Source organism: Rhizobium sp. 862_C5_N1_2 (assembly GCF_051811205.1).
Classification (GTDB): Bacteria; Pseudomonadota; Alphaproteobacteria; order Rhizobiales; family Rhizobiaceae; genus Rhizobium; species Rhizobium leguminosarum.
In genome coordinates this window covers 880,713-901,002 of record NZ_JBPWPT010000001.1, presented here as the reverse complement: position 1 = coordinate 901,002, position 20,290 = coordinate 880,713, and the positions used below count along the sequence as shown (strand labels likewise).

23 protein-coding genes and 1 pseudogene are annotated in these 20,290 nt (G+C 59.0%); 11 read left to right on the top strand and 13 right to left on the bottom strand.

Annotation, left to right across the window (positions count from 1 at the left end):
- Positions 1 to 2 precede the first annotated feature (2 nt).
- From ACD590_RS04550 to ACD590_RS04515, 8 genes and pseudogenes are all read right to left on the bottom strand, one after another.
- Complete coding sequence (locus ACD590_RS04550) at positions 3 to 1,004, bottom strand: glycosyltransferase family 2 protein (protein WP_439002238.1); 1,002 nt, start codon at positions 1,002 to 1,004, stop codon at positions 3 to 5.
- Positions 997 to 1,824: a hypothetical protein gene (locus tag ACD590_RS04545; protein WP_439002237.1), complete on the bottom strand. Its 828-nt coding sequence runs from the start codon at positions 1,822 to 1,824 to the stop codon at positions 997 to 999. The genes ACD590_RS04550 and ACD590_RS04545 overlap by 8 nt, the downstream gene beginning before the upstream one ends.
- Positions 1,821 to 2,708, bottom strand: a complete 888-nt coding sequence (locus ACD590_RS04540; protein WP_130715965.1) for a DUF6492 family protein — start codon at positions 2,706 to 2,708, stop codon at positions 1,821 to 1,823. Before ACD590_RS04540 ends, ACD590_RS04545 begins: the two co-directional genes overlap by 4 nt.
- Positions 2,705 to 4,804, bottom strand: a complete 2,100-nt coding sequence (locus ACD590_RS04535; protein ID WP_131605211.1) for a hypothetical protein — start codon at positions 4,802 to 4,804, stop codon at positions 2,705 to 2,707. The genes ACD590_RS04540 and ACD590_RS04535 overlap by 4 nt, the downstream gene beginning before the upstream one ends.
- Entirely contained in the window at positions 4,791 to 5,951 is a 1,161-nt protein-coding gene (locus ACD590_RS04530) for a glycosyltransferase family 4 protein (protein WP_439002236.1), read from the bottom strand. Before ACD590_RS04530 ends, ACD590_RS04535 begins: the two co-directional genes overlap by 14 nt.
- 26 nt (positions 5,952 to 5,977) lie before the next feature.
- On the bottom strand, positions 5,978 to 6,694 hold the full coding sequence (locus ACD590_RS04525) for a glycosyltransferase family 2 protein (RefSeq protein ID WP_245268248.1): 717 nt from the start codon (positions 6,692 to 6,694) through the stop codon (positions 5,978 to 5,980).
- 173 nt (positions 6,695 to 6,867) lie between these two features.
- Positions 6,868 to 8,124, bottom strand: coding sequence for a polysaccharide biosynthesis/export family protein (locus tag ACD590_RS04520; RefSeq protein WP_331841348.1), 1,257 nt, complete (start codon positions 8,122 to 8,124; stop codon positions 6,868 to 6,870).
- Between the two features lie 285 nt (positions 8,125 to 8,409).
- Positions 8,410 to 8,538: pseudogene (locus ACD590_RS04515) on the bottom strand (IS5/IS1182 family transposase); the annotation flags it as partial.
- 228 nt (positions 8,539 to 8,766) lie between these two features.
- Between ACD590_RS04515 and ACD590_RS04510 the strand changes: the two are divergent.
- Positions 8,767 to 9,720 carry an NmrA/HSCARG family protein gene (locus tag ACD590_RS04510; RefSeq protein ID WP_439002235.1) on the top strand — a complete coding sequence of 318 codons (954 nt, stop codon included), beginning with the start codon at positions 8,767 to 8,769 and terminating at the stop codon, positions 9,718 to 9,720.
- Positions 9,721 to 9,780: 60 nt separating this feature from the next.
- On the opposite strand, the gene ACD590_RS04505 is transcribed toward ACD590_RS04510, so the two are convergent.
- Both ACD590_RS04505 and ACD590_RS04500 read right to left on the bottom strand, forming a co-directional pair.
- The gene (locus ACD590_RS04505) at positions 9,781 to 10,701 is read right to left on the bottom strand and encodes a LysR family transcriptional regulator (RefSeq protein ID WP_130759460.1); all 921 of its coding nucleotides are present in this window, start codon (positions 10,699 to 10,701) and stop codon (positions 9,781 to 9,783) included.
- 200 nt (positions 10,702 to 10,901) lie between these two features.
- Positions 10,902 to 11,501: an NADPH-dependent F420 reductase gene (locus ACD590_RS04500; RefSeq protein ID WP_439002234.1), complete on the bottom strand. Its 600-nt coding sequence runs from the start codon at positions 11,499 to 11,501 to the stop codon at positions 10,902 to 10,904.
- A gap of 111 nt (positions 11,502 to 11,612) precedes the next feature.
- Here ACD590_RS04500 and ACD590_RS04495 point away from each other — a divergent pair, with 111 nt between their 5' ends.
- Positions 11,613 to 12,542: a LysR family transcriptional regulator gene (locus ACD590_RS04495; RefSeq protein WP_439002233.1), complete on the top strand. Its 930-nt coding sequence runs from the start codon at positions 11,613 to 11,615 to the stop codon at positions 12,540 to 12,542.
- Positions 12,543 to 12,629: 87 nt separating this feature from the next.
- On the opposite strand, the gene ACD590_RS04490 is transcribed toward ACD590_RS04495, so the two are convergent.
- Entirely contained in the window at positions 12,630 to 13,619 is a 990-nt protein-coding gene (locus tag ACD590_RS04490) for a LacI family DNA-binding transcriptional regulator (protein WP_063829411.1), read from the bottom strand.
- Between the two features lie 612 nt (positions 13,620 to 14,231).
- Between ACD590_RS04490 and ACD590_RS04485 the strand changes: the two genes are divergently transcribed.
- Positions 14,232 to 15,737: a DegQ family serine endoprotease gene (locus ACD590_RS04485; protein WP_439002232.1), complete on the top strand. Its 1,506-nt coding sequence runs from the start codon at positions 14,232 to 14,234 to the stop codon at positions 15,735 to 15,737.
- A 143-nt stretch (positions 15,738 to 15,880) separates the two neighbouring features.
- On the opposite strand, the gene ACD590_RS04480 is transcribed toward ACD590_RS04485, so the two are convergent.
- Both ACD590_RS04480 and ACD590_RS04475 read right to left on the bottom strand, forming a co-directional pair.
- The gene (locus ACD590_RS04480; RefSeq protein WP_439003512.1) at positions 15,881 to 16,255 is read right to left on the bottom strand and encodes a hypothetical protein; all 375 of its coding nucleotides are present in this window, start codon (positions 16,253 to 16,255) and stop codon (positions 15,881 to 15,883) included.
- Between the two features lie 72 nt (positions 16,256 to 16,327).
- Positions 16,328 to 16,732 carry a hypothetical protein gene (locus ACD590_RS04475; RefSeq protein WP_018241126.1) on the bottom strand — a complete coding sequence of 135 codons (405 nt, stop codon included), beginning with the start codon at positions 16,730 to 16,732 and terminating at the stop codon, positions 16,328 to 16,330.
- Between the two features lie 192 nt (positions 16,733 to 16,924).
- Here ACD590_RS04475 and ACD590_RS04470 point away from each other — a divergent pair, with 192 nt between their 5' ends.
- From ACD590_RS04470 to ACD590_RS04435, 8 genes are all read left to right on the top strand, one after another.
- The gene (locus ACD590_RS04470) at positions 16,925 to 17,227 is read left to right on the top strand and encodes a hypothetical protein (protein WP_018449489.1); all 303 of its coding nucleotides are present in this window, start codon (positions 16,925 to 16,927) and stop codon (positions 17,225 to 17,227) included.
- Positions 17,228 to 17,372: 145 nt separating this feature from the next.
- Positions 17,373 to 17,636, top strand: coding sequence for a DUF1488 domain-containing protein (locus tag ACD590_RS04465; RefSeq protein WP_018241124.1), 264 nt, complete (start codon positions 17,373 to 17,375; stop codon positions 17,634 to 17,636).
- 79 nt (positions 17,637 to 17,715) lie between these two features.
- Entirely contained in the window at positions 17,716 to 18,078 is a 363-nt protein-coding gene (locus tag ACD590_RS04460; protein ID WP_018241123.1) for a hypothetical protein, read from the top strand.
- Positions 18,079 to 18,148: 70 nt separating this feature from the next.
- Positions 18,149 to 18,295, top strand: a complete 147-nt coding sequence (locus tag ACD590_RS04455) for a hypothetical protein (protein ID WP_017959492.1) — start codon at positions 18,149 to 18,151, stop codon at positions 18,293 to 18,295.
- A gap of 85 nt (positions 18,296 to 18,380) precedes the next feature.
- Positions 18,381 to 18,824 (top strand): pyridoxamine 5'-phosphate oxidase family protein, encoded by a 444-nt coding sequence (locus ACD590_RS04450; protein ID WP_439002231.1) that lies wholly within the window; start codon positions 18,381 to 18,383, stop codon positions 18,822 to 18,824.
- 209 nt (positions 18,825 to 19,033) lie between these two features.
- Positions 19,034 to 19,270 carry a hypothetical protein gene (locus ACD590_RS04445; RefSeq protein WP_018241121.1) on the top strand — a complete coding sequence of 79 codons (237 nt, stop codon included), beginning with the start codon at positions 19,034 to 19,036 and terminating at the stop codon, positions 19,268 to 19,270.
- A gap of 116 nt (positions 19,271 to 19,386) precedes the next feature.
- Positions 19,387 to 19,569 (top strand): DUF3606 domain-containing protein, encoded by a 183-nt coding sequence (locus tag ACD590_RS04440; RefSeq protein WP_018517836.1) that lies wholly within the window; start codon positions 19,387 to 19,389, stop codon positions 19,567 to 19,569.
- A 390-nt stretch (positions 19,570 to 19,959) separates the two neighbouring features.
- Positions 19,960 to 20,160 carry a hypothetical protein gene (locus ACD590_RS04435; protein ID WP_018241119.1) on the top strand — a complete coding sequence of 67 codons (201 nt, stop codon included), beginning with the start codon at positions 19,960 to 19,962 and terminating at the stop codon, positions 20,158 to 20,160.
- The last annotated feature ends 130 nt before the right edge of the window (positions 20,161 to 20,290 follow it).

Below are 20,290 nucleotides of genomic sequence, written 5' to 3'. Positions count from 1 at the left end.
GCCTATTCCACCGGTTCGAGAGCGCGAGCAGGAACGGAGGTGAACGGTCGCGTAAGGGCAGCGCGGATCCTGCCGAGAGCGAAGGCCGCCGCGGTGACCGCCAGGCCGGCGCCCAGCGCGACGGCGCGAAGAAGGCCGCTCGGCTGGCCAAGCAGCACATCAGCGAATCCCCGCATAACCCCTTGCGGCAACGTCCTCGTCATATAGGTCTTTTCCGACGCCAGCGCCTCGCCGGAGCCCGCCATCAACGATAGGCAGGCCTTTGAAAGCCCTTCGGCCCAGCAGCGGTGGAGGAAATATTTCCACGTCGCGCGATCGGCGGGTATGGCGTGATCGCTGCCGCTCGATGGCTCGAAGACGAAACGGCCATGCGGCAGGGCCTTGGTTGCACGGATGCAGAGTTCGGTTTCCTCGCATCCGAGCGGCAAAGCCTTGGCCGTTCGGCCCAGGCCGGAATCGAAGCCGCCGGTATGATCGAAGACGGAGCGGCGGATGCACATCGACGCGCCGATGAGGTTGCGCACCGGCCCTGGATGAAGACCGCGATAGGTGCAGCCAAGAGTCCACAGGAATTCGTCGGGAAACCAGGACGGACGGTCTGTTTCCCACAACGGGCGGATAGCCGACACGGCGCCCAGCACCGAGGGGTCCTCGAGTTGCCAAACCAAGGTCGCCAGCAAATCTTGATCCGACACGGCGTCGTCGTCGAGAAACAGGATGACCTCACCGCGGCTGACTGAAATCCCGGTGTTGCGGGCACCGGAGAGGCCGGGCGGATGAATATTCTCGACGATCCTGACCGGGGTTTCGAAGCACTTGGCGCGCAGACGCAGCGCCAGTGCCGGATTGTGATCGACGACGACAACGATCTCGTCCGCGGTCGGGACCTGGCGGGCTGCCGCCGCGATTGCCTTGTTGAGAATGTCCCAGCGCTTGTCGGAATAACAGCAGATGACGATTGCCGTCGTGAGCTTGCCGGGCACGGGGTGCTGGAAATCATCCATTTTTCGTCTCCGGAGCGGACTGAAGGGTTATTCCGGTCGGTGCCGGGGACTGGAGCGTGTCGATGGTCATCCAGACCTTGCGGTAGATCGTTCCCCTGTCGCCGCCCTTGTAGAGCCAGGCTTCCAGCCGTGCGGGTGGGCGCGTTTTTGTGGGTACGGAGAATTCGAAGGTTTGGCTGGAGGAAGGCGCCAGTTCGAAGGTTGGCATCTTTCCAATCAACGTGCCGCCCAGAACAAGGTCAAAACTGTAAAGCGTTTTGGCGTCTTCCGAATTGCGCACGCCGACCGTTACCACATTGTTGGTCCAGTTCCATTTGGGCACCATCCAAAGCTCGGTGAAATGAAACGGCTTGCGTTCAAGCGCGACCGGGCGCGCCACGAGGACGGAACTCGCCGCCAAGATCATGGAAACTGCGAAGATCGCAAAACGGCGGCCGGGCCAAGCCCAGGGGATGGCTGGAACCGGCCTTGCGAGCAGCAAAACGACATTCAGCCACCGAAGGGCGATAGTCGTCAGGCCCAGCGCGTAGACCCAGCCTCGCGCATCGAGATGGCCGACGACATGCAGCAGAAGCCCCAGAAAAATGCAGGTCGCGAAGCTCAGGAACACCGCGAACGTCCCCCTGGTGACCCCATCGCCCTCGAAGCGCAGGGTGTCCACCAGCATGCGGCCCGGGAAATACAGTAACAGCGGCGCGCAGAGCGCCAGACGGACCAGCTTCTCCCAGGTCGAAAAGGTTTCGGGCAGCCACGTTACGGCCAACGCAGCGGCAAGAACCCCCAGCGGAATGATTCCCAGAAAGACACGGCGGGCCATCATCGGGGGCGGGCTCCTGCATTCGCCCATGCCGTTGCGCCGATGATCTGAGCGGCGCCCGGGTTCACCTTCATGAGCTTCTGGCGGATCACATTCGGGTCGAAGGATTTCTGGACGAGATGAACGACCTTGCTGTCCAGCCGGCTCAGCGTGAGGCCGAGGCGGCTATGGATCTGCGTCAGATAGGCCCCGCGCGCATCGCGCATCGTCGGCGACAGGTGCATCACATCGAGCAGAAAGACGGAATAGAGTGTCCATTCTCCGAACCGCGTCTGGTCTTTTGACGCACTCAGACCCTTGAGCAGCTCGACGTAGGGTGTTGAGCCGTATTTCGACGCGATGTAGTCATTCAGCGCGATGAGCCATTCACGCTTGAAGCAGAAGAAATCGTTGATGAAATCGACATAGCGAAAAGACCGGGCCGGCTCGACGCCGAGGATCCTTGCGACATTGCGCAACCGCTTCTTCTCGAAACGGTAGTGAAGATCGGGAAGCCTGTGGCTGGAATAATAGAGAACCGGTTCGCGCCGGTCGATCAGATCGGTCGTCGCGATGGGCCGCAGCAGCAGTGTATCCGCACCGAGATTGCAGAAATGCTCGGTGCGGCAGAATTCGAAGGCGCGCAGCTTGATGATCTGCTGCCGAAACCAGCCGGGAAGTTCCAGTTCGCTGGCTGAAAGCCAGTCGTTGTCGCCGGTGACGGCGGCGCCAGGCACGAGACCCTTCCCGTCGAGGAAGGCTCTCAAAGCGACCGGGTTGTCCGTGACCATGGTTAGGTTTCCCTTGTCGGGGAAATGCTGCTGGTAGGAGCGAAGGGACGCTTCGAGCAAATATTCGATGTCCCGCGAATGGACGCACATGAAAGCGTCGATACGGCTATCGATCATTGTAAATCTCCGTCTGGTCGTCCCAGGGATTGCACCGGCTCTCCGGTCCGCCTAGGAGGGGCGGCGGGCTGCCGTGTTTTCCCGAGCCGCTCGACATCGAAAATGACCATGAAGCCGTTGTCGAAGGTGCGGTCGACATCGGGCTCGGAATTGAACTTGAGCAGCGACGACGCCTGGAGGGGGACCGTGTGGTTTCGGTCCTGCGCGCCGCCGTCGAAATAGACGCCGACGCCGGGCAGGCCGGTGGTCATGCGCAGATCGACCATGACGAAACCGACGCCCGAGTCGATCAGCAGCTTGCGTTCCATCGGGCCGAGATCGGCAGCGGTGATGGCCATGCCTGTATCCTGCCCGCTCTCAAGCGTGGTCGAGACCTTTTGCCGGCCGTAGGTGGACAGGAGCAGGCGATTGATCCGGTCGGTTGCGAAATGCTGCTCGCCGCCCAGCCATTCCCTGGTCCACTTTGCGGCGCTGATCCCCATCGGTTCTATCGACGAGGAGTCGGCCGAAACTTCATAGCCGGCCGGAACCAGGATACGTGGCCCCTCGGAGCTGATGACGCCAGCGATCAGCACCGTCGTTGCGGCGGCGGCAAGCGACGTTGCGCGCAGCCAGCCACGCGAGGTGCCGTGCCAGAATGCCGCGACGGCCACCGCGACGACGATTGCGACGCCGAGGAAAGATAGCGAGCCGATGCGGTTGCCGATCTCCCACCCACTGCGCGTCAGCCGGAAGATGATACTGACGGGATAGGCCAGCGTCACCAAAACGAGGATCTCGAGAAGGCTTGACCGCCATAGGCGCCATCTGGTCGGCGGCCAGAGGATGCTCGCATTCGGGTGCTGCCCATTGAAAACGAGCGAGCGGAGAAAGCCGGTGAGAAGTCCCAGGCAGATCAGCGCGACGCCCGCCATCGTCAGGTAACGTTGCCAAGCAGGCGCCAGGGCTCCCGTGTCCGACACGAAAAGCTTACGCGTCGAGGTCGAACTCGATACGAGTTGCGCTACCTCGTGTATGCCGCCTGCCAGTACGGGAAGGATGTAGCTGCCAGTGGGGTTCCCGACGATCTTCGACCAGGCGACCGGAGCAATCACGGCGATCGAGGCCAGCAGGATCGCCTGCCGCCTCTGCATAGCAGAAGCGCCCTGCCTCAGGCATTCCATCACCGCCGTGCCGCACAAAAGGGCCGTGCAAAAATAGGAGGTGAGATGATGAGTAGCTGCGAGCGCCACGATCAGGACCATGGTGGCGACGACCGTCGGCCAGCCTGCCGTGTCGCCTCGCTCCAGGCGTCGGCTTTCGGAAGCCAACAGCACCGCCGCAAGCATGGGGATCGCCAGGCTTTCATACGAGTAGTGGACGTCGAACAGCAAAAACGTGGACGAACCCATGTAGATCAGGCAGGCGATGGAGGCGATCCGTGCAGAATTCGTGATCTTCTCAAAGAGCAGGAATAGCGTGAGCATCAGCATCATCCGTGCTGCCGCCAACACGATGAGGCCTGCCGCGAAGACGGACAGTCCGGACAGTTTGACCAAGGCGGACGTTACGAGCTCTAGCCCGGGATAGAGGGGGCTGACCGGCAAAAGGGGATTGGGCAGGAACAGTCGCCCCGCCTCCAGAATGTCGTTAACCGTCGCCCAGTGCAGGAATTCGTCATGGTCTATGAAGGCGACGGGCGCGCGGATCAGGCGTACCACGAAGAGGGCTGAGGTCACGATCACGATGAGCGCCAACCGCTCCAGGCGGCTGGCCCCCGGATGGATGATTCGCGCCGCAGCGGGGAGAAAGATCGCGGCGATGGCGGTATAGAACGTGGGAACCGCCCAGCCCTCTCCCAGCCGACTGGCATTTGCAGCAAGAGCGACCACAATAAGGGCGCAACTGCACAGGAAGGCAAAGGCCGGCGACATCCCCAGCGACGAAGGATCGGCAACACCCCCGACCGCGCTGTCCTGCCTGCGCAGGCCCAGAAATGCGGCGATCCACAGATCGATGCGTGGAATGGAAACCCCTACCGTATAGCCATGACGATAAGCTCCGTCCTGGTAGGCCTTCTGCTGGTCTGGAGACGTCCGCCCCTCAACAACGGTCATCGTGCTTCAAATCTCCAAGCAGTGCCGGACCGGTTCGCAGTTCAGGCTGCGGATGCGAAAGTACGCGTCTGTACACCATCAGCAGCCGGTCCGTGCAATCGTCCCAGTCCGGCAAGCTCGTCTCAACCGAGATCGGCCCCGCCTCCATGGCGGCGAGCATTTCACGCGCGGTGAAGTCTGGCGAAGCGTTGAGCGGAATGGATCGCACGAGGCCCTCCTCAGCCAGCTCCCGAAAGCCGGATGTGTCGGTGGTCAGTACGGGAGCCTTGACCGAAAGCGCCTCCATAACCGCCACGGGATGAGCTTCATAATCGCTGAGGAGCACGACAAGAGCGGCCGAAGACAAAAGATCGGCCATTGCGGACCGGTCGGTCGGCGGAATTGCCCCGATCTCGACACGCTTGCCGAGCCCGAGTTCGGCCACCTGCTGACGCAGCTTCGCCTCATAGGGGCCCTCTCCCAGGATCCGAAGGCGCATATCGGGGAATTTCGTTGCGAGCACATTAAATGCAGCAAGCGCCCGATGATGACCTTTGTAGCGCTCCAGCCTGCCGAGCGAGACAATCAGCGGCCTGTCGTGTGGTGAAGCCGGTCGCCGCCCGGACTTTTCCGGCAGGCGCGCGCCATTGGGGATAACGATGAACCGGTCTCTCGCGATTGCCATGTTGTGGCTGAACAGATCTGCTTCGAACCGCGACACGCCAATGAGTTGCGCTGCTCTGGCGGCCAGAGGCGCAAGCATTCTATGTTGGAAGCGCCGGATCGAGGACCGAAATCGTGACGAATGGCCACCGCTGTGAAAGGTGACCACGAAAGGAAGCCCGTTCCGCGATGCGGCGGCCATTGCCAGCGGTGCCAGGAAGGTGTGGTAGCCCTGAACATGCATCAGGTCCCAATCACCTTCGGCGACCGCCCTGAAGACGCCGGGGGCGAAGCACCAATCCCGCCCACGGGGAAAGGTCTTCAGCCTGACAATCTGCACGCCGTCTCGGCTTTCCGCTGCCGGAAGAAGGCCGTCGGGATTGCCCGTCAAGACCGTCACCGTATGCCCCTTGCGCACGAGCCGGGTTGCGACCTCACTTACATGGGTTTCCGTTCCTCCGGCAAAAGGCAGGTATCTCGCGCTGAGCATCAATATGCGCATCATGCGGCCTCGCCCATTAAATCCAGACCTCAGGACATGCCCTGCTCGAGGACTTGGACGCCCGTCGGCGTACTGACGCGTTCTCGGAAGATCGTCTTCAGCACGCGCCAGCCGTCCGGAAGGGCACGCAGATTGCTGACGCCGTAGATACGCTCCGATTCAAAGCTCGCGACTTCCATGATTTTGAGCTTGTTCTTCAGGGCCCGCAAATTGATCAGCGTCTCAATTTCGAAGCCGTCGCAGTCGGCACGCAGCAAGGGAACATGCCGTTTCCAAAAGCCCATGTAGCCGTAGCACAAATCGCTGAAAGAGCTGCCGTAGAGCATCCGGACCAGGAGGGTCAGGCCGAGATTGCCGAAACGGCGGATGACCGTCATGTCGCTGGTGCCGCCACCCTGCATAAAACGAGAACCCTTGACGAAATCCGCACCTGCAACAAGAGCCGCGACGAACAAGATGATTTCGTAGGGATCCATCGACCCGTCAGCATCAAGCATCACGATCATATCACCCGATGCGGCTTCGAAGCCGGTCCGCAATGCGATGCCTTTGCCCTTCTTGGGCTGGAGTACGATTTTGACATCGTCGCGCATGCTTCGCGCTATGTCTGGCGTTCCGTCTGTCGATCGCCCATCGACGATGATGATTTCATGCACCCAGGTCGGTATGCGGGGCAAAAGCAGCTTAATGTTTTCCGCTTCGTTCAAGGTTGGAATGACGAGCGAGGTCCTTGGCAAATTGAACATCGGACCCTGGACCGGCATTGAGGAATGCGAGGATTCTAAAGCTTCGATTGTAGACATAAGCTCTCCATGGCGTTTTGGACCGCGTGACAAATCGCAAATCAACGATGCCCCTGAGCTCTTGGGCCGAGAGGAGGACTAAACTCTCCCAGTCGGGAGGAGTATGCGGCTAAGTCTCAATGGACTTTGATCAGATCGCCAGGCTGTAAGACCGTTTCTTCGGTCGCAGGTTCGACGATGACACCGTTCGGTCCAGGCCGAACGATTTCGAATTCAACATCGGCGGTATCCTCCGACGATACCATGGACCGGAAAATTTCAAGATCGCTCTCGGTCGTCTTCAACGCCGTGGATAGGCCTCTTTCGGCATCCGCTGCTGACTTTTCGATCTCGATCTTGCGTTCGATATGATCGCGCTCGACGTCCTGTTTCGCTGCCGCCAACCGTTGCTTTGCGCTCTCGACATCGATGACGGCCTGCTGCTTTCGATCTTCAGACTCAGTCAGTTCGCTTTGCGCCCGGGTCAACTCGATGCTGGTGACAAGCTTGTTTTTGGCCAAATTCTCGATACTTGCCAGCCGATCCTGACGGACCCGAATTGTGGCATCATAATTGCCGACGCGGGCCTGACGCAGATCGAGATCGGCCTGAGCATCGGTAACAGATTTTGCGTAAGCACTGCTCTGCGCATCCTTGCTCGTCGTTACCAATTGGCGCTGCCATGTCTCATCATCCAACAACTGTTGAGCATCGGGATCGGGACCAAGAACAGGTGTGCCAATGCTGGCAATTTGCACGGAATCGCGCTTCGCCCTCAGCACCTCGGTTCGCGACGCAAGCCGCTTCAGATCGGCCAGCCCAGCCTTCAACCGCTCGATCTGGCGTGTAATCTCCACACTCTGCCATGGCTCGATAGTCTTCGCCGTCATGCCACCCGCTTGCGCAACGGCATGCAGAACAGTCATGCCATCAACATATTGAAACGAGCCTGGATTACGAACCGGGCCGGTAATGTAAATCGGCTGGTGCTCAATCCTGACGATGTTGACGAAACCCTTTCTGCCGACCAGACTTTCGTACGAAGGAAGAATTATCGCCTCCACATCGGCCGGAGGAAGCCCTCGAACCGGGAAGCGTCCCAAAAGCGGAAGCGAAATGGTTCCGTCCGCTTCAACGACGTATTCGCCAGTGAGCTCGGGGCGCTGGTAAAAGTTCCAGGGAACCGTGCCCCGTGAGCCCGTCCAGCGATCTTCTACAGAGGCCAAGCTTTCGTAAAATGCGAGATTCAATTTATCGCCTGAGCGAAGACCATCACGCAGCGATTGAGGCTGCCGGGCCGAAGTCTCGCCAGAGGTCACAACCGGGGCCGAACCTGTGGACGCAGGTAAATCTTCCGCTGCTGACGTCAATGGAACAATTGCTGCAAACACCATGCACAGTATTGTTTGATGGAGGCGAGAACCGATTCTCGACCTATATTGAGGCATCTCTGGCGATATTATCTTCGAAAGCTTCATGTTTCGAATTTCCGCTTTGAAAGCGCTGAACACTGTCCGATCTCTTTAAGGTTAACATAATATTAACCATATTCAATAGTACTTAACAATGATTAATACATCTGCCAGACAGGCCAAGAGTCTGCGTTGAAAAGAATTCAATAAAAGTAATATCTTGCGGCGACTGGGCAGCACTTCGAAACCTTTGGCCCTATCGGTTTATTTGACGATCTGCAGGGTGAACTTGCGTCTTTGCCATGCAGCTCTCAGCATTAGTCCATCAGAGCCGCCATCGGCGAAGAGATGTCTGAGCCAACGCCGGCATTTGAGAAGTGGTTTCAAGAACGACACCTGCGCGGTCGCGATGGATGGCGAACCAATTTGTATCCGGGCCTGGCCGGGACGCCATTTATCCAGAAAATGGCATTACGTTATGCATTTCAGATATCTACAGCCATAGAACCTGTTGCGATAGGGTGCCCGCCATCGAGTGGGCTCTCGGCACAGGCCGACCGCTCTCCCGCAAAACGACGCCTGCCACCGTAGCGGCGTCAATGACAGGGAAAGGTTTAAAGCTCTATGTCTGCACATGAAAAGCCACTGATCGCGATTGTCGGTGCAACGAGCAAACAGGGGCGCAGCGTCGCCGCGACACTTCTTGAGAGCCAACGTTTCCGGGTGCGAGCTTTAACCCGGAAAAAGGATTCGCCTGAAGCTTTGCGCCTGGAGGAACGCGGCGCTGAAATCGTAGCCGTCCCTCTCGAACTTGGCCGTCAAAAGGACCTCGTCACCGCCTTCAAAGGCGCGGATGGCGCATTTCTGATGACGCCGCCGATCGCCCCGCCCGAGACAATCGAGGCCCCTCTCGGCCGACAACTGGCGGATGCCGCCGTTGAGGCCGGCGTCGGGCATATTGTTTTCAGCACGCTTGAGAATGTCGACAAGATCACCAACGGGACGAAATATGCGCCGCATTTTACCGACAAAGCGCGCGTTGCAGACCATATTCGCGGCCTGCCGGTCTCTCATTCCTTCGTCATGCTGGCATTCTTCTACACGAATCTTCTCGAATATTATGTGCCGCGCATGGAGGGCGATACGCTCCTCTTGCCGATTTATCTTCCTGAAGATTTCCGAGCGCCGTTTGTCGATCCGCTGACGGCCACCGGGCCGGTCGTGCTTGAAATTTTCTCAAATCCCGAGCGTTACAACGGGAAAACGCTGCCGATCGTTGGCGATATCATTTCTCCGCGCGAGATGGTCGAAACCTTTCAGCGTGTGACCGGGCTCAAGGCCGCGTATCGAAACGCTTTCACCAGGGATGGCTTGCTGCACTATTTTCCGGAGTTTGCCGCCAACGAACTTCTCGTTCGAGAGCTTCTGGGGATGGTCGAATATGCTGTCGACCATGGCTATTTCGGCAAGGAGCACGACCTCGAATGGAGCCGTCGCCTGAACCCCGACACTCTCAACTGGGAGCAGTATCTCAGGACGACGGGGTGGCGTGGCGATAAGCGGTCTTTCGGATTTTGAAGCATGTCGCGCAAATGTGTGCAGCGGTTTTGCGATAACGACACGCTTGAAAACAAGGGCTTACGATGGCCGAATTCCCGGCAATTTGGAAACCTCGCCGACAAGAAAGTCGACGAGAAGCCGAACGCGGGCAATGGCGGCACGCTCTGGAACGATCAGCAAGCTCACCGGAACCGGTAAAGGACGATAGTCGCCAAGCACGACCTCGAGCTGGCCGTCGTCCAGAAGATCGTGGACCAACCAGAGATGTGTAGGACCAATTCCGCGTCCGGCGGCAAAGGCTTCGCGCGCCGCAAGCCCGTGATCGACGCGTAGCTTGCCACTGACCGGGATCATCACGCTTGTGCCGTCGGGAGAGGAAAGAACGAGCTGATCGCTCCCCGCCACATTGGACATCACGACGGTTTCGTAGCGTGACAGATCGGCTGGGCATTCCGGCCGTCCGTGGGAGGACAAATAGGTCGGAGCGCCCACCAGCAGCCGATGGCTTTCTCCCAGCGCATGAAGTTTCATCGCGCTGTCCGCGAGAGGCCCAAGACGGAGTGCGACGTCAACGCCTTCGCGAACCAGGTCGATCCGCTCGTCCGTCAGGTTGAGGTCGACCCGAATGTCCGGATGCTTGTCCTGAAAGTCAAAGATGAGGCGGGTGATGTGCATCACGCCGAGTGCTGCCGTACAGGAAAGCCGAACAGCCCCAGCAGGAGCCCGGCGGGCATCTCTCGCTTCTTCCGCAGCCTGTTCGACCAGGCGTAATATCTGAAGGCAGTTCGTATAGTAGCGGCTGCCTTCGTCGGTAAGGGTGACGCGTCGCGTGGTTCGGCTGAGAAGCGGTACGCCGACAGCCTCCTCAAGTTCATTGAGGTGCCGCGTCACGGTGGATTGACCGACACCCAGCTCTCTTGCGACCATCGACAGGTTGCCGCGTTCGGCGACGCGGACAAAGGTGCGCATTCTGTCCAGAGACAGTCCTGCACTATCCATTTTTCAGCACAGTGATCCTCATTCATTCTATATAGGGAATAATCTCGGCTGTGCCTACTGCATAATTCCTTAAATCGGAACCGATTTAAGGATAAAACTACGCAGCAATTCAAGGTGTTACAGCGTCCTTTGCACGGCTGAAAAGATGCGCGGCGCTGTCGTTCGAGCAAATCGGCCGGATTGATCCGGCCGATCGCTGTTCATCCGAATTTGACGAGGTTGAGGACAGGCAACGGCCCGCCGGGGAATTGCGCGAGCTTGCCGCCGATCGAAATCGGCCCGAGATCGATGCCGGCAAAGCCCAATTTGGAGATCAGCGTCCCCACTTCGGCCTTCGATTGGGCATCGTCGCCGGAATAGAAGAGCACGCGGCTGCCGCCCTCGGCGCGGGGATCGGCTGAAACCACATGCGCCTGGAGATGGTTGAATGCCTTCACAACGCGAGCACCGGGCACCAGGCCGGCGAAGACCTCAGTCGACAAACGACCATTCAGCTCGGCTGGTTTGAACAGCGGCCCTTCGATCGGATTGTTGGCGTCGATTACGATGCGACCCGCCCAGTTAGGAAGACCCGCCAATGCCTTGGGTAGCTTCGACCAAGGGACGGCGACAAGGACGAGGCCGGCTTTCGCCGCCTCTTCGATTGTCCCCGCCGTAATGTGCGGCGACAGTTCCTCGGTCAGATCCTGCAATGTGTCGGGGCCGCGACTGTTCGAGATCGTGGCGGCGATGCCGTTGCGGGCAAGGGCTCGGGCGAAGGCGGAGCCGATATTGCCGGCGCCAATGATGCCGATGGTCATTGCGATAACTCCATTGTTTGGTTTCGATGGAGTGAATATCGCCTTGTTATTCCCTTGTGATTAGACAGAATTGCCTGTTATCAATTTCAAGCATTGATTGAAAGTGATGGTATGGAGACACTTGCAAACCTGGAATCCTTCGTGCGCAGCGCCGAGCTTGGAAGCTTCTCCTCGGCGGCACGACGGCTCGGCCTGACGCCGGCGGCGGTCAGCCGCAATGTCGCAGCACTTGAAGGCAACCTGAAACTAAGGCTGTTTCAACGAAGCACCCGAAGTCTGACGCTCACGGAAGCAGGCGAGCGCTTTCTGCACTCAATCCGAGATCACCTGGAAAGCCTGCAGGGAGCGATCTCGGAGGCATCGAGCGAACAGTCCGAACCATCCGGCGTGCTGAAACTCAGCATGAGCCCGACACTCGGCATAGGCTACATCCTTCCGCTATTGCCGGAGTTCATGCAGCGATATCCGATGATCCGCCCGGAATGGATGTTCGAAAACAGACAGGTCGATCTGATCGCCGAGGGCTATGATGCTGCGATCGGCGGGGGTTTCGAGTTGACGCCTGGTGTCATCGCCAGGCCATTGGCCCCTGCTCATATTATCCCCGTGGCATCACCGGGATATCTGGGCGATCGGGTTCCGCCTCATGATCCGTCCGGCTTGCACGAACTCGACGGTATCGTCAAGCGTTCGATGCGGACGGGTCGAATTCACCAGCGGCAGATGCGCAATCTTGCTGGAGATGAGCAGCCTGCGGCCTTGAAAGAGACGATCGTCGTCAACGATCCCGCGGCCATGCGATCCGCCGCCCTTCTCGGCCTTGGTGTCGCGATGATCGCCAAGGCGGATGCTCTTGCCTATCTGGAGAGCGGCGAGCTGATCCGATTGATCCCGGCATGGTATGCCGACGCGGGCCCGATTTCGATCTATTATGCAAACCGCACCCTGTTGCCCTCCAAGACAAGAGTGTTCATCGACTTCCTGACGGAGGTTTTTCAACGTGAGCGATGGCCGGAACGATTTGCAGGAACACTGGGCTGATATCGATATTTTGGCTGCCCGCATTGCTCGAGCATGATGCCGAATGGTGTAAGCGGTTTTCCCCTAACTATTTAATTTAGAACAGGTTTATCGCGTCGAGCCGCGCGGGATGATGGAGAAGCCGCAATCGACCTTGTTTTCGCCGGGCGGCTCGTCGCGGATGGCGCGCCGCAGCATGTCGGCGACGCGGTAGCCGATATCGTAGCGTGGAATCTGAACCGTCGTCAGGGTCGGTTGGGTGAAGGCTGAAAACTCCAGATCGTTGAAGCCGCAGATGCCGACATCCTCCGGCACGCGGATGCCGCGCGCGGCGCATTCGATGAGGACACCGAGCGCCAGATCGTCGCTTTGAGCAAAGACGGCATCGATATCCGGCACGCGCTGCAACAGGCGGGCAAACAATTCCCTGCCGAGGCCGGTGCTGCTTCCCTCATTTCCGCCAATGGCGAGATCAGCATCGAAACGGCCGGCTTCGCCCATCGCGGCCTCATAGCCTTCCTTCCGGCGACGCGAGCGAATATCCGTGCCGCGGCCGATGAAGCCGATCCTCTCATAACCCCTCGATAGCAGGAAGCGGGTGGGTTCGGCGCCGGCCGCATAATGATCGAGGCCGACGACCAGCCTTTCCGGCTCCTGGCTGAGATCGGTGATATGGGCGATCGGACAGGCGGCGTTTTCGATCAGCGACAGAAGATCATGATAGGATTCGGCGCCCGCGATAATGACGCCGGCCGGCTTCTGCGTCAGGAAGGATCTGAGCTCGCCGGCCTCGCCGTCGGCATGGTGGAGCGTGTTGGAATATTGCACGCGGAATTCGGTGGTGCGCAAGCAATCCTCGATGCCGATCATCAGGCCGGCGAAGCCGTGATGGTGCAAAGCGGGCGTGATTACGCCGATGATGCCGTTGTGGCGGCCGGCGAGTGCCCGGGCGGCAAGATTGGGGATATACCCCATCTCGTCTACCGTGCGCAGGATAGTCTGGCGCAGATCCTCCGAGACGATTTCGGGATTGCGAAGCGCGCGCGAAATGGTGATTGGGCTGACACCCACCTTCTTCGCCACATCGCTCAACTTCACATGCGCACCGCGCCTGGCCTTCCGCCCCCGCTCCACTGCCGTCCTCACCGCCCCCGTTATATCTCGCCCGCGAGACTCGCTTGCCCTCGAATCGCGACCTTTACTTTCTGAAGAAGAAATAATTTAGAGTCTACTAACATTTTATATTCGCAACAGAATCCGGGAATAGAACTTCCAGAAACAGCAACGGGATCGTCTGTCGGCAAATTACGGGCGCCTGCGGCGATCGGATCACCGCCATCGGGAATAAGTCCATTTATTTTCGAATGAAAACATCGCGAAGGACGCGAAGCGAGACAAAACCGGGCCGGAAGTTCTGCAGCGGGGCAGCCGGCCGGAACGCACGGGCAGCGAAGATTAAATTCCCGTCATAACTTACAAATCGGCAATATAAACATGATCAAACTTTAATTTGTAAATCCGCTTGGTGGGATCATATGAATCCCGAGCGCCAATTCTTCTCTTCCCCCGGTCGCCGCCCCTCGACGACTGCGCGTTCCCAAGAGGAATTGCCGCCAATAGCCATCCGACGCCAGGTCCCAGGACATGGAACCGCGACGCCATCCAAAGCCAACGCTCTCGCAAGGGACCACCGCCCAAGGGATCACCACCATGTCACACATCTTACGCAAACATCGCACCGCAGCGCTTGTCGGAGCCGCCATCATCGCCGGCGCGGCATGCCTGCCCTTTACGATCAATTCGTCCAGCGCCTTTGCCGCGCCGTCCGATGCCGGCGGCGTTCTCGCGCCGAGCGGCTCCTTCGCGTCCATCGTCGATGCCGACAAGCCGGCGGTCGTCACCATCACCACGACAATGAAGGCGACCGATGTCAGTGCCGACCAGCAGGAGTCGCCGATGGACGAGCAGTTCCGCCAGTTCTTCGAGGACCAGGGCATCCCGCTGCCGCACCAGGCGCCGAAAAACCGGCCTTCGCAGCAGGCGATGGCGCTCGGCTCCGGCTTCATCATCAGCCCCGACGGCGTGATCGTCACCAACAACCATGTCATCGACAATGCCGTCGACATCAAGGTGGCGCTGGATGACGGCACGGAACTGCCGGCCAAGCTGATCGGCACCGACCCGAAATCCGATGTCGCCGTGTTGAAGATCCAGGCGGGCAAGCCGTTGCAGACCATTGCCTGGGGCGATTCCGACAGGCTGAAGCTCGGCGACCAGATCCTGGCGATCGGCAACCCCTTCGGCATCGGCACCACGGTGACGGCTGGCATCGTTTCGGCGCGCGGCCGCGACCTGCACAGCGGCCCCTATGACGATTTCATCCAGATCGACGCGCCGATCAACCATGGCAATTCCGGCGGCCCGCTCGTCGACCGCAGCGGCAATGTCGTCGGCATCAACACCGCCATCTATTCACCAAACGGCGGCAGTGTCGGCGTCGGTTTCGCCATTCCCTCCGACGAGGCCAAGGCGATCGTCGCCAAGCTGCAGAAGGACGGCTCGATCGATCACGGCTATCTCGGCGTGCAGATCCAGCCGGTCACCAAGGATGTCGCCGATGCCGTCGGCCTTGATAAAACAGGGGGGGCGCTGGTTGCCGCCGTCACGGCCGATACGCCGGCCGCCCATGCCGGCCTGAAGCCGGGCGATATCGTCACCTCAGTCGGCGGCGAGACCGTCAAGACGCCGAAAGATCTGTCGCGCCTGGTCGCCGACCTTTCGCCGGGCGCCAAGGAAGCGCTCAGCGTCTGGCGCGACGGCAAGACGATCGATCTCAACGTTACCGTCGGCACCAATGAGGAAGGCCAGAAACAGGCCGCGGCCGAAAGTCCCGCCAGCAAGGGCGAGAGCAGCGGCCAGCCGAGCCTCGGCATCGGCCTTGCCGACCTGACACCCGACGTGCGCCAGCAGCTCAACCTGCCGCGCTCTGTCAACGGTGCGGTGGTCGCCAGTGTCAACCCGGACAAGTCGGCCGCGGCCGCCGGAATTCAATCCGGCGATGTCATCGTCTCGGTGAACGACAGACCGGTCCACAACACCCGCGACGTCAAGACCGCGATCGCCGATGCCGGCAAGGCCGGCCGCAAGTCGGTGCTGCTGCTCGTCGAACGCGATGGCAACAAAACCTTCGTCGCCGTGCCGTTTGGGGCGGCCTGACAGTCTCCCGAGCTTTTGCCGCAAACAGGAAAAGCCCGCCTGAGGCGGGCTTTTCGACAGACCCCGAGCGAAAAGGCCTTGGAGCCAAGCACCGCTCAGTCAGCAAGAAAGCTATAGGGCGCCGTCTGCCCCTCTATTCCTGCTCAGGGAGATTTCAGCGTCGTTGTCTTTGCGCGCAGGCGGGATTTGCCCTTTTGGCGGTTTGCCTCTTGCCGCTTTATCGCGTCGGATTGGCTGCGTTGCGCCGCCTCCAATTGCTGTCGCGTCGGGAGATCATGGTCGTAGGTGGCAGCGCTGAATGCCGTTGCGTTGTCGAACGGACCTTTGTGTGGACGCGCCAGACCATAGGCTTGCTTGTCAGTGCTATCGATCCCCTGCTCCGCCGACGGTGAGCGCGCTTGACGAGCCTGCGTTATCAGATCGTCGGCGGTCGAGCTTGACGTCGCGTTTTTCCGCACGGGGGCGATGGTCTCGCGTTTCCTGGCCCGATCCTTTTGATCGGCGTGAATCCCAGACATGTCTTCTTCCTTGTTCGTCATGTCATCGCGACGATCGATCGGGCGTTCCCGGTGACGTCGCAGCAGGCGCGTTCACGGGATCTCGGACAATCGTTCAGGCAGCCTGGTTTTGGGAAAGCGGTAAGCTGGCGGCCGCAGCGGTGCGTCCGCGCGACCAGACGCCGTATACCGCGCGATCCGATAGGCTTTCACCGGGGCGCCGCCGTCATCCTGCCATCTGGCAAAGGAGCCGTCTTCCATGGCCTGCGGAAGCGGGCCTGAACTCAACTGTGTCGCGAGATACATTTTCAGAGCCGATTTCAACGCGGCCTCATCGACGATCCCCATCTGGAAACAATGAATGAGGAAACTTGTGGCGCTGATCTCGCCATCATCGGTCGCGTAGGTTTCGCCGCCGCGAAAGCCGGCCTTTCGGAGGATACGGTCCAGCATTCTCAAATTGTGGATATCGAATAATTGATCTGATGTGGAAGACATTGTGTCCTCCTTCGTTGGGGCTAGGGTTCGCTGGCGCCAGGGCTTAACTGGCGCGCCCCAAGCAGCGGTGCCCGTATCGTGCCCGCCGATAGTTCAGCTTGCGCTCTTTGCCATCCGACCGCAACCTCATTCGGCGGTAGCCATTGATAATGGCGTGGCGGAACCCATTTTAGAGAGAGGAGGATACGCATCATGCAGTTCAACGGTGAAGCGACCCTCACAAAGCCGTCGGCACTGGCGGTTTCAGAACGGCGTGCGCTCATAGATCACCTCAGAGAGGTGATCGCAGGCCTGGCTCACGGGCTGGCCGCCGATGGATTGCTGGACCTTGTGCCGCCTCTGCTTGAGATAAACAAAGTCCTCCGCGATATGACGGACGAAATTTCGCGTGCGGACCCGGTCTATTCCGACGAGATCATCACTGGTACGGTGCGCTTGATCAAGACATCTCAGGCTTTGCTCGATGACCGGGTCATCGTGCAGACGATCCATTGAGACCTGCCGACGATCGGGCATGGCGGCAGACTGGTTGCCAACCATCTGGCATCAAGCTGCCCGTTCCGGTCAGCCGTGCATCGACAATCATCGCCGGGTCCGAGGGTCGCACAGCGGCTCCCACCCACTTCCAAGGACAACCGCAATGGCACTTATCTTTCCCAACAGAAGCCGCAGCTTCGACGAAGCAAGAAAAGGTGTCCGCTTCACCGGCTATGACGGCATGTTCGAGGTCAGGTTTCTGGTCGAAGAAGCAGCGCTCGGCAGCGCGATCACCCAGAATTCTTCCGAAGCCGCCTATCTCAATGCCTTCGATGCGGCGCGGTCTTCCATTCAGGAGGCTGCATCGAGAGTCTATCAGCATCGACGCGGAAACAACTTCACGCTCACGGCTGCAGATTTTCGCTGATTGCGAGAAGGCGTATGGCCGGTGAAATGAAACGGCCACCATCCTGCTACTGCCGGATGAGACAGGGGGAGCAAAGCATATGGTTGCCACACGATACCGCCTGAAAGACCTGAAGCTGGCGCGTCGCCATATCGTGAAGGCGGCGCATCGCGTTGCCGATCAGGAAATGCTGATCAGGAAACTATTGCGCAAAGGTAGACCCTCCGGATCGGCCTATGCGCTGCTCAGCAGGCTCTACGACGATCAACGGCGGAAACTCGATCGGCTGAAACTGATCGAAGCGATGGTTGAGGTCGAAGCGCAATCCTGTATGGACGTGCCCCGCAATCCTGCCCCCTCCGCGCCGCCATTGGCGATCGTGCACAGCAGCGGGATCTCTCTGCCGGACCGGCAATCCGCCACGCCTTGTAGCGCAGAGGATTGGCGCCCATATTTGGTGTAGTGGCAGTTTGTGAACGGGCGCTGCTTCCCGGGTGATCAGAGTTATCCGGCCCCAACCAAAGGAGGGCATGATGTCTTCCACGGTAAACATCCATTCGTGGAAACGCCTGGCTCAGCATATCGGCAGGTTCCGGTACATCGACTTTCTGGTGAAATCGACACCGGCCATCTGTCTGGCCTTTATCGTCTATATCATTCTCAACGATGTCTTCTGGTAGGCGCGGCAAGACTGTTGCGGCGAGCCAGGACGCTTTGCTGCCTATCAAACGAAGGGCTGAAACGCTGACGGAATTGGATAACGCGATGCAACTGCGAGAAATGGGTGAACAAGACTGCCTCGCCTTTCTGGCAGGCCACACCCGTGGCCATCTGGCATGCCTGGGCGAAAAATATCCCTATATCGTTCCCATTCAGTATGCCTATGAAAAAGGCCGGCTTTTCATATTTTCCATGCCGGGCCTGAAGATTGATCTATTGCGGGCCCATTCGCCAGCCTGTGTTCAGGTTGAAGAATTTGGCGAAAACCGAACGTGGAAGAGCGTGCTTGTTCAGGGCACCTATGATGAGCTGACCGATACGCCGGCCCGGCATGACGAACGCATCCACGCCTGGTCCCTCCTGCAGAAGCAACCGTTCTGGTGGGAACCCGGATCGCTTGCCTTAAACTCGGAAAGCGAAGACAGCCCTGCTCCCTCCATATTCTTCGGTATTTCGATTGAGATGGTATCGGGGAGGCAAGTGGTTTAACATGCGTGCGTTCAGACTGGCCGTGCCTTGATCCTTGATTCGCAAGGCGGCGCTGCTGCATGATATATGGAACTCCAGACAGACACCCCCAGCTAAACGCTGTCCGATACCAGCCTTTCCCATAGGGGCGCGGATTGCTTGATGCATCTTACCAACGTGGCCTGCCGAACCGGCACCGCGTTGAATGCCACGCGACCATAGGGAAAACGATGACAGACGCACCTGAGAATGAAGCGCTTTTCAACATCACCGGACACTATGTGCAGGAATTGAAGGCCGTTCTTCAAAGCGAGAGCATTGTCGAAGGCACCGACTACGAAAACAGCGCCTTTAACGAAAAACGACGGGCGGAAGGACTGCACCTGCTGCGCTTCCACAAGACCGGCACGGCAGCGCAGGCGACGCAGATCTGGGAAAAACATATGACGGCCCGCGCGCATCGATAAGACGGCACGAAGCCCATTCTTCGATTGATGCCGACTTGAGAGCGCCGGTTCTCCGATCCTTTGTCCGGAGACGGGGTTGGCACGTCCAGCTCAACATTTCCATGGAAGGAAAAATCATGTCCAATGACAAAACGAAAAAGATCCAACCCGCCAAAGAGGCTGTCACTGAGGCGCCCTACGAAGTCATCTACTTCGCCAAGAAACACCGCATTTCCAACGAGGATGCCAGGGACATCATCGAAAAGCACGGCGCCAATCGCAAAGAGGCTGATAAAGCCGGCCGCCGTATCAGCGTCTAGCGCAAAAAATAGCCTCGCAGGCGCTAAACTCTAAGGGCTTTATTGGATGCATGTCATTTTCCCAAAACCGCACACACTTTTGGGCGACATGCTTTATTTGATGCATGTCGTTATCGCAAAACCGCGCACACTTTTGAGCGACATGCATTGGCCGCGGCTGGCTTTGCACCTGCTTGCGATGCCACGATGCAACATCAGTGGACGAATTAACCCTACTGGCTTACCTTAATATCAGCATGCGCTTGAATACATCCGCCCCTATGCCATCGTAGCTTCAACGACAACACTTCTGGTTCCTGAAGCAGCTCGCCGGAACCGTGGCCCCGCCTTTCCCTGGAGAGGCTGGGTTGCCTTCAGAGGCCCCGAGCTAGATCGAATGGAGGGTATGCCATGAACAACGTCTTGGAATTTCGTCCAAAATGCCCGCATGACGAAAGTCTGTCCGACTGCCGGGAAGCGCTTGAACCGGCCGTGATGAAAATCGTCAGCGACGCCATCGGCAAGGGATACACGGCCGCGGAAGCCGCCATGGTGGTTGCCGATATCGCCGACGATTACATTCTCATGCTCTCGCGGCAACTGCAGCGTTGACAGGCTTTCCTGGCGCGCAGCTGTGCCTTCTTGATCCATCGCAGATACTGGCGCCGACGCGGATCGATGCGTCTTCGAGCGTGTGAACTTCCAAAGTCGACAAACGACAAATGACTTTGCCCGCTGACGA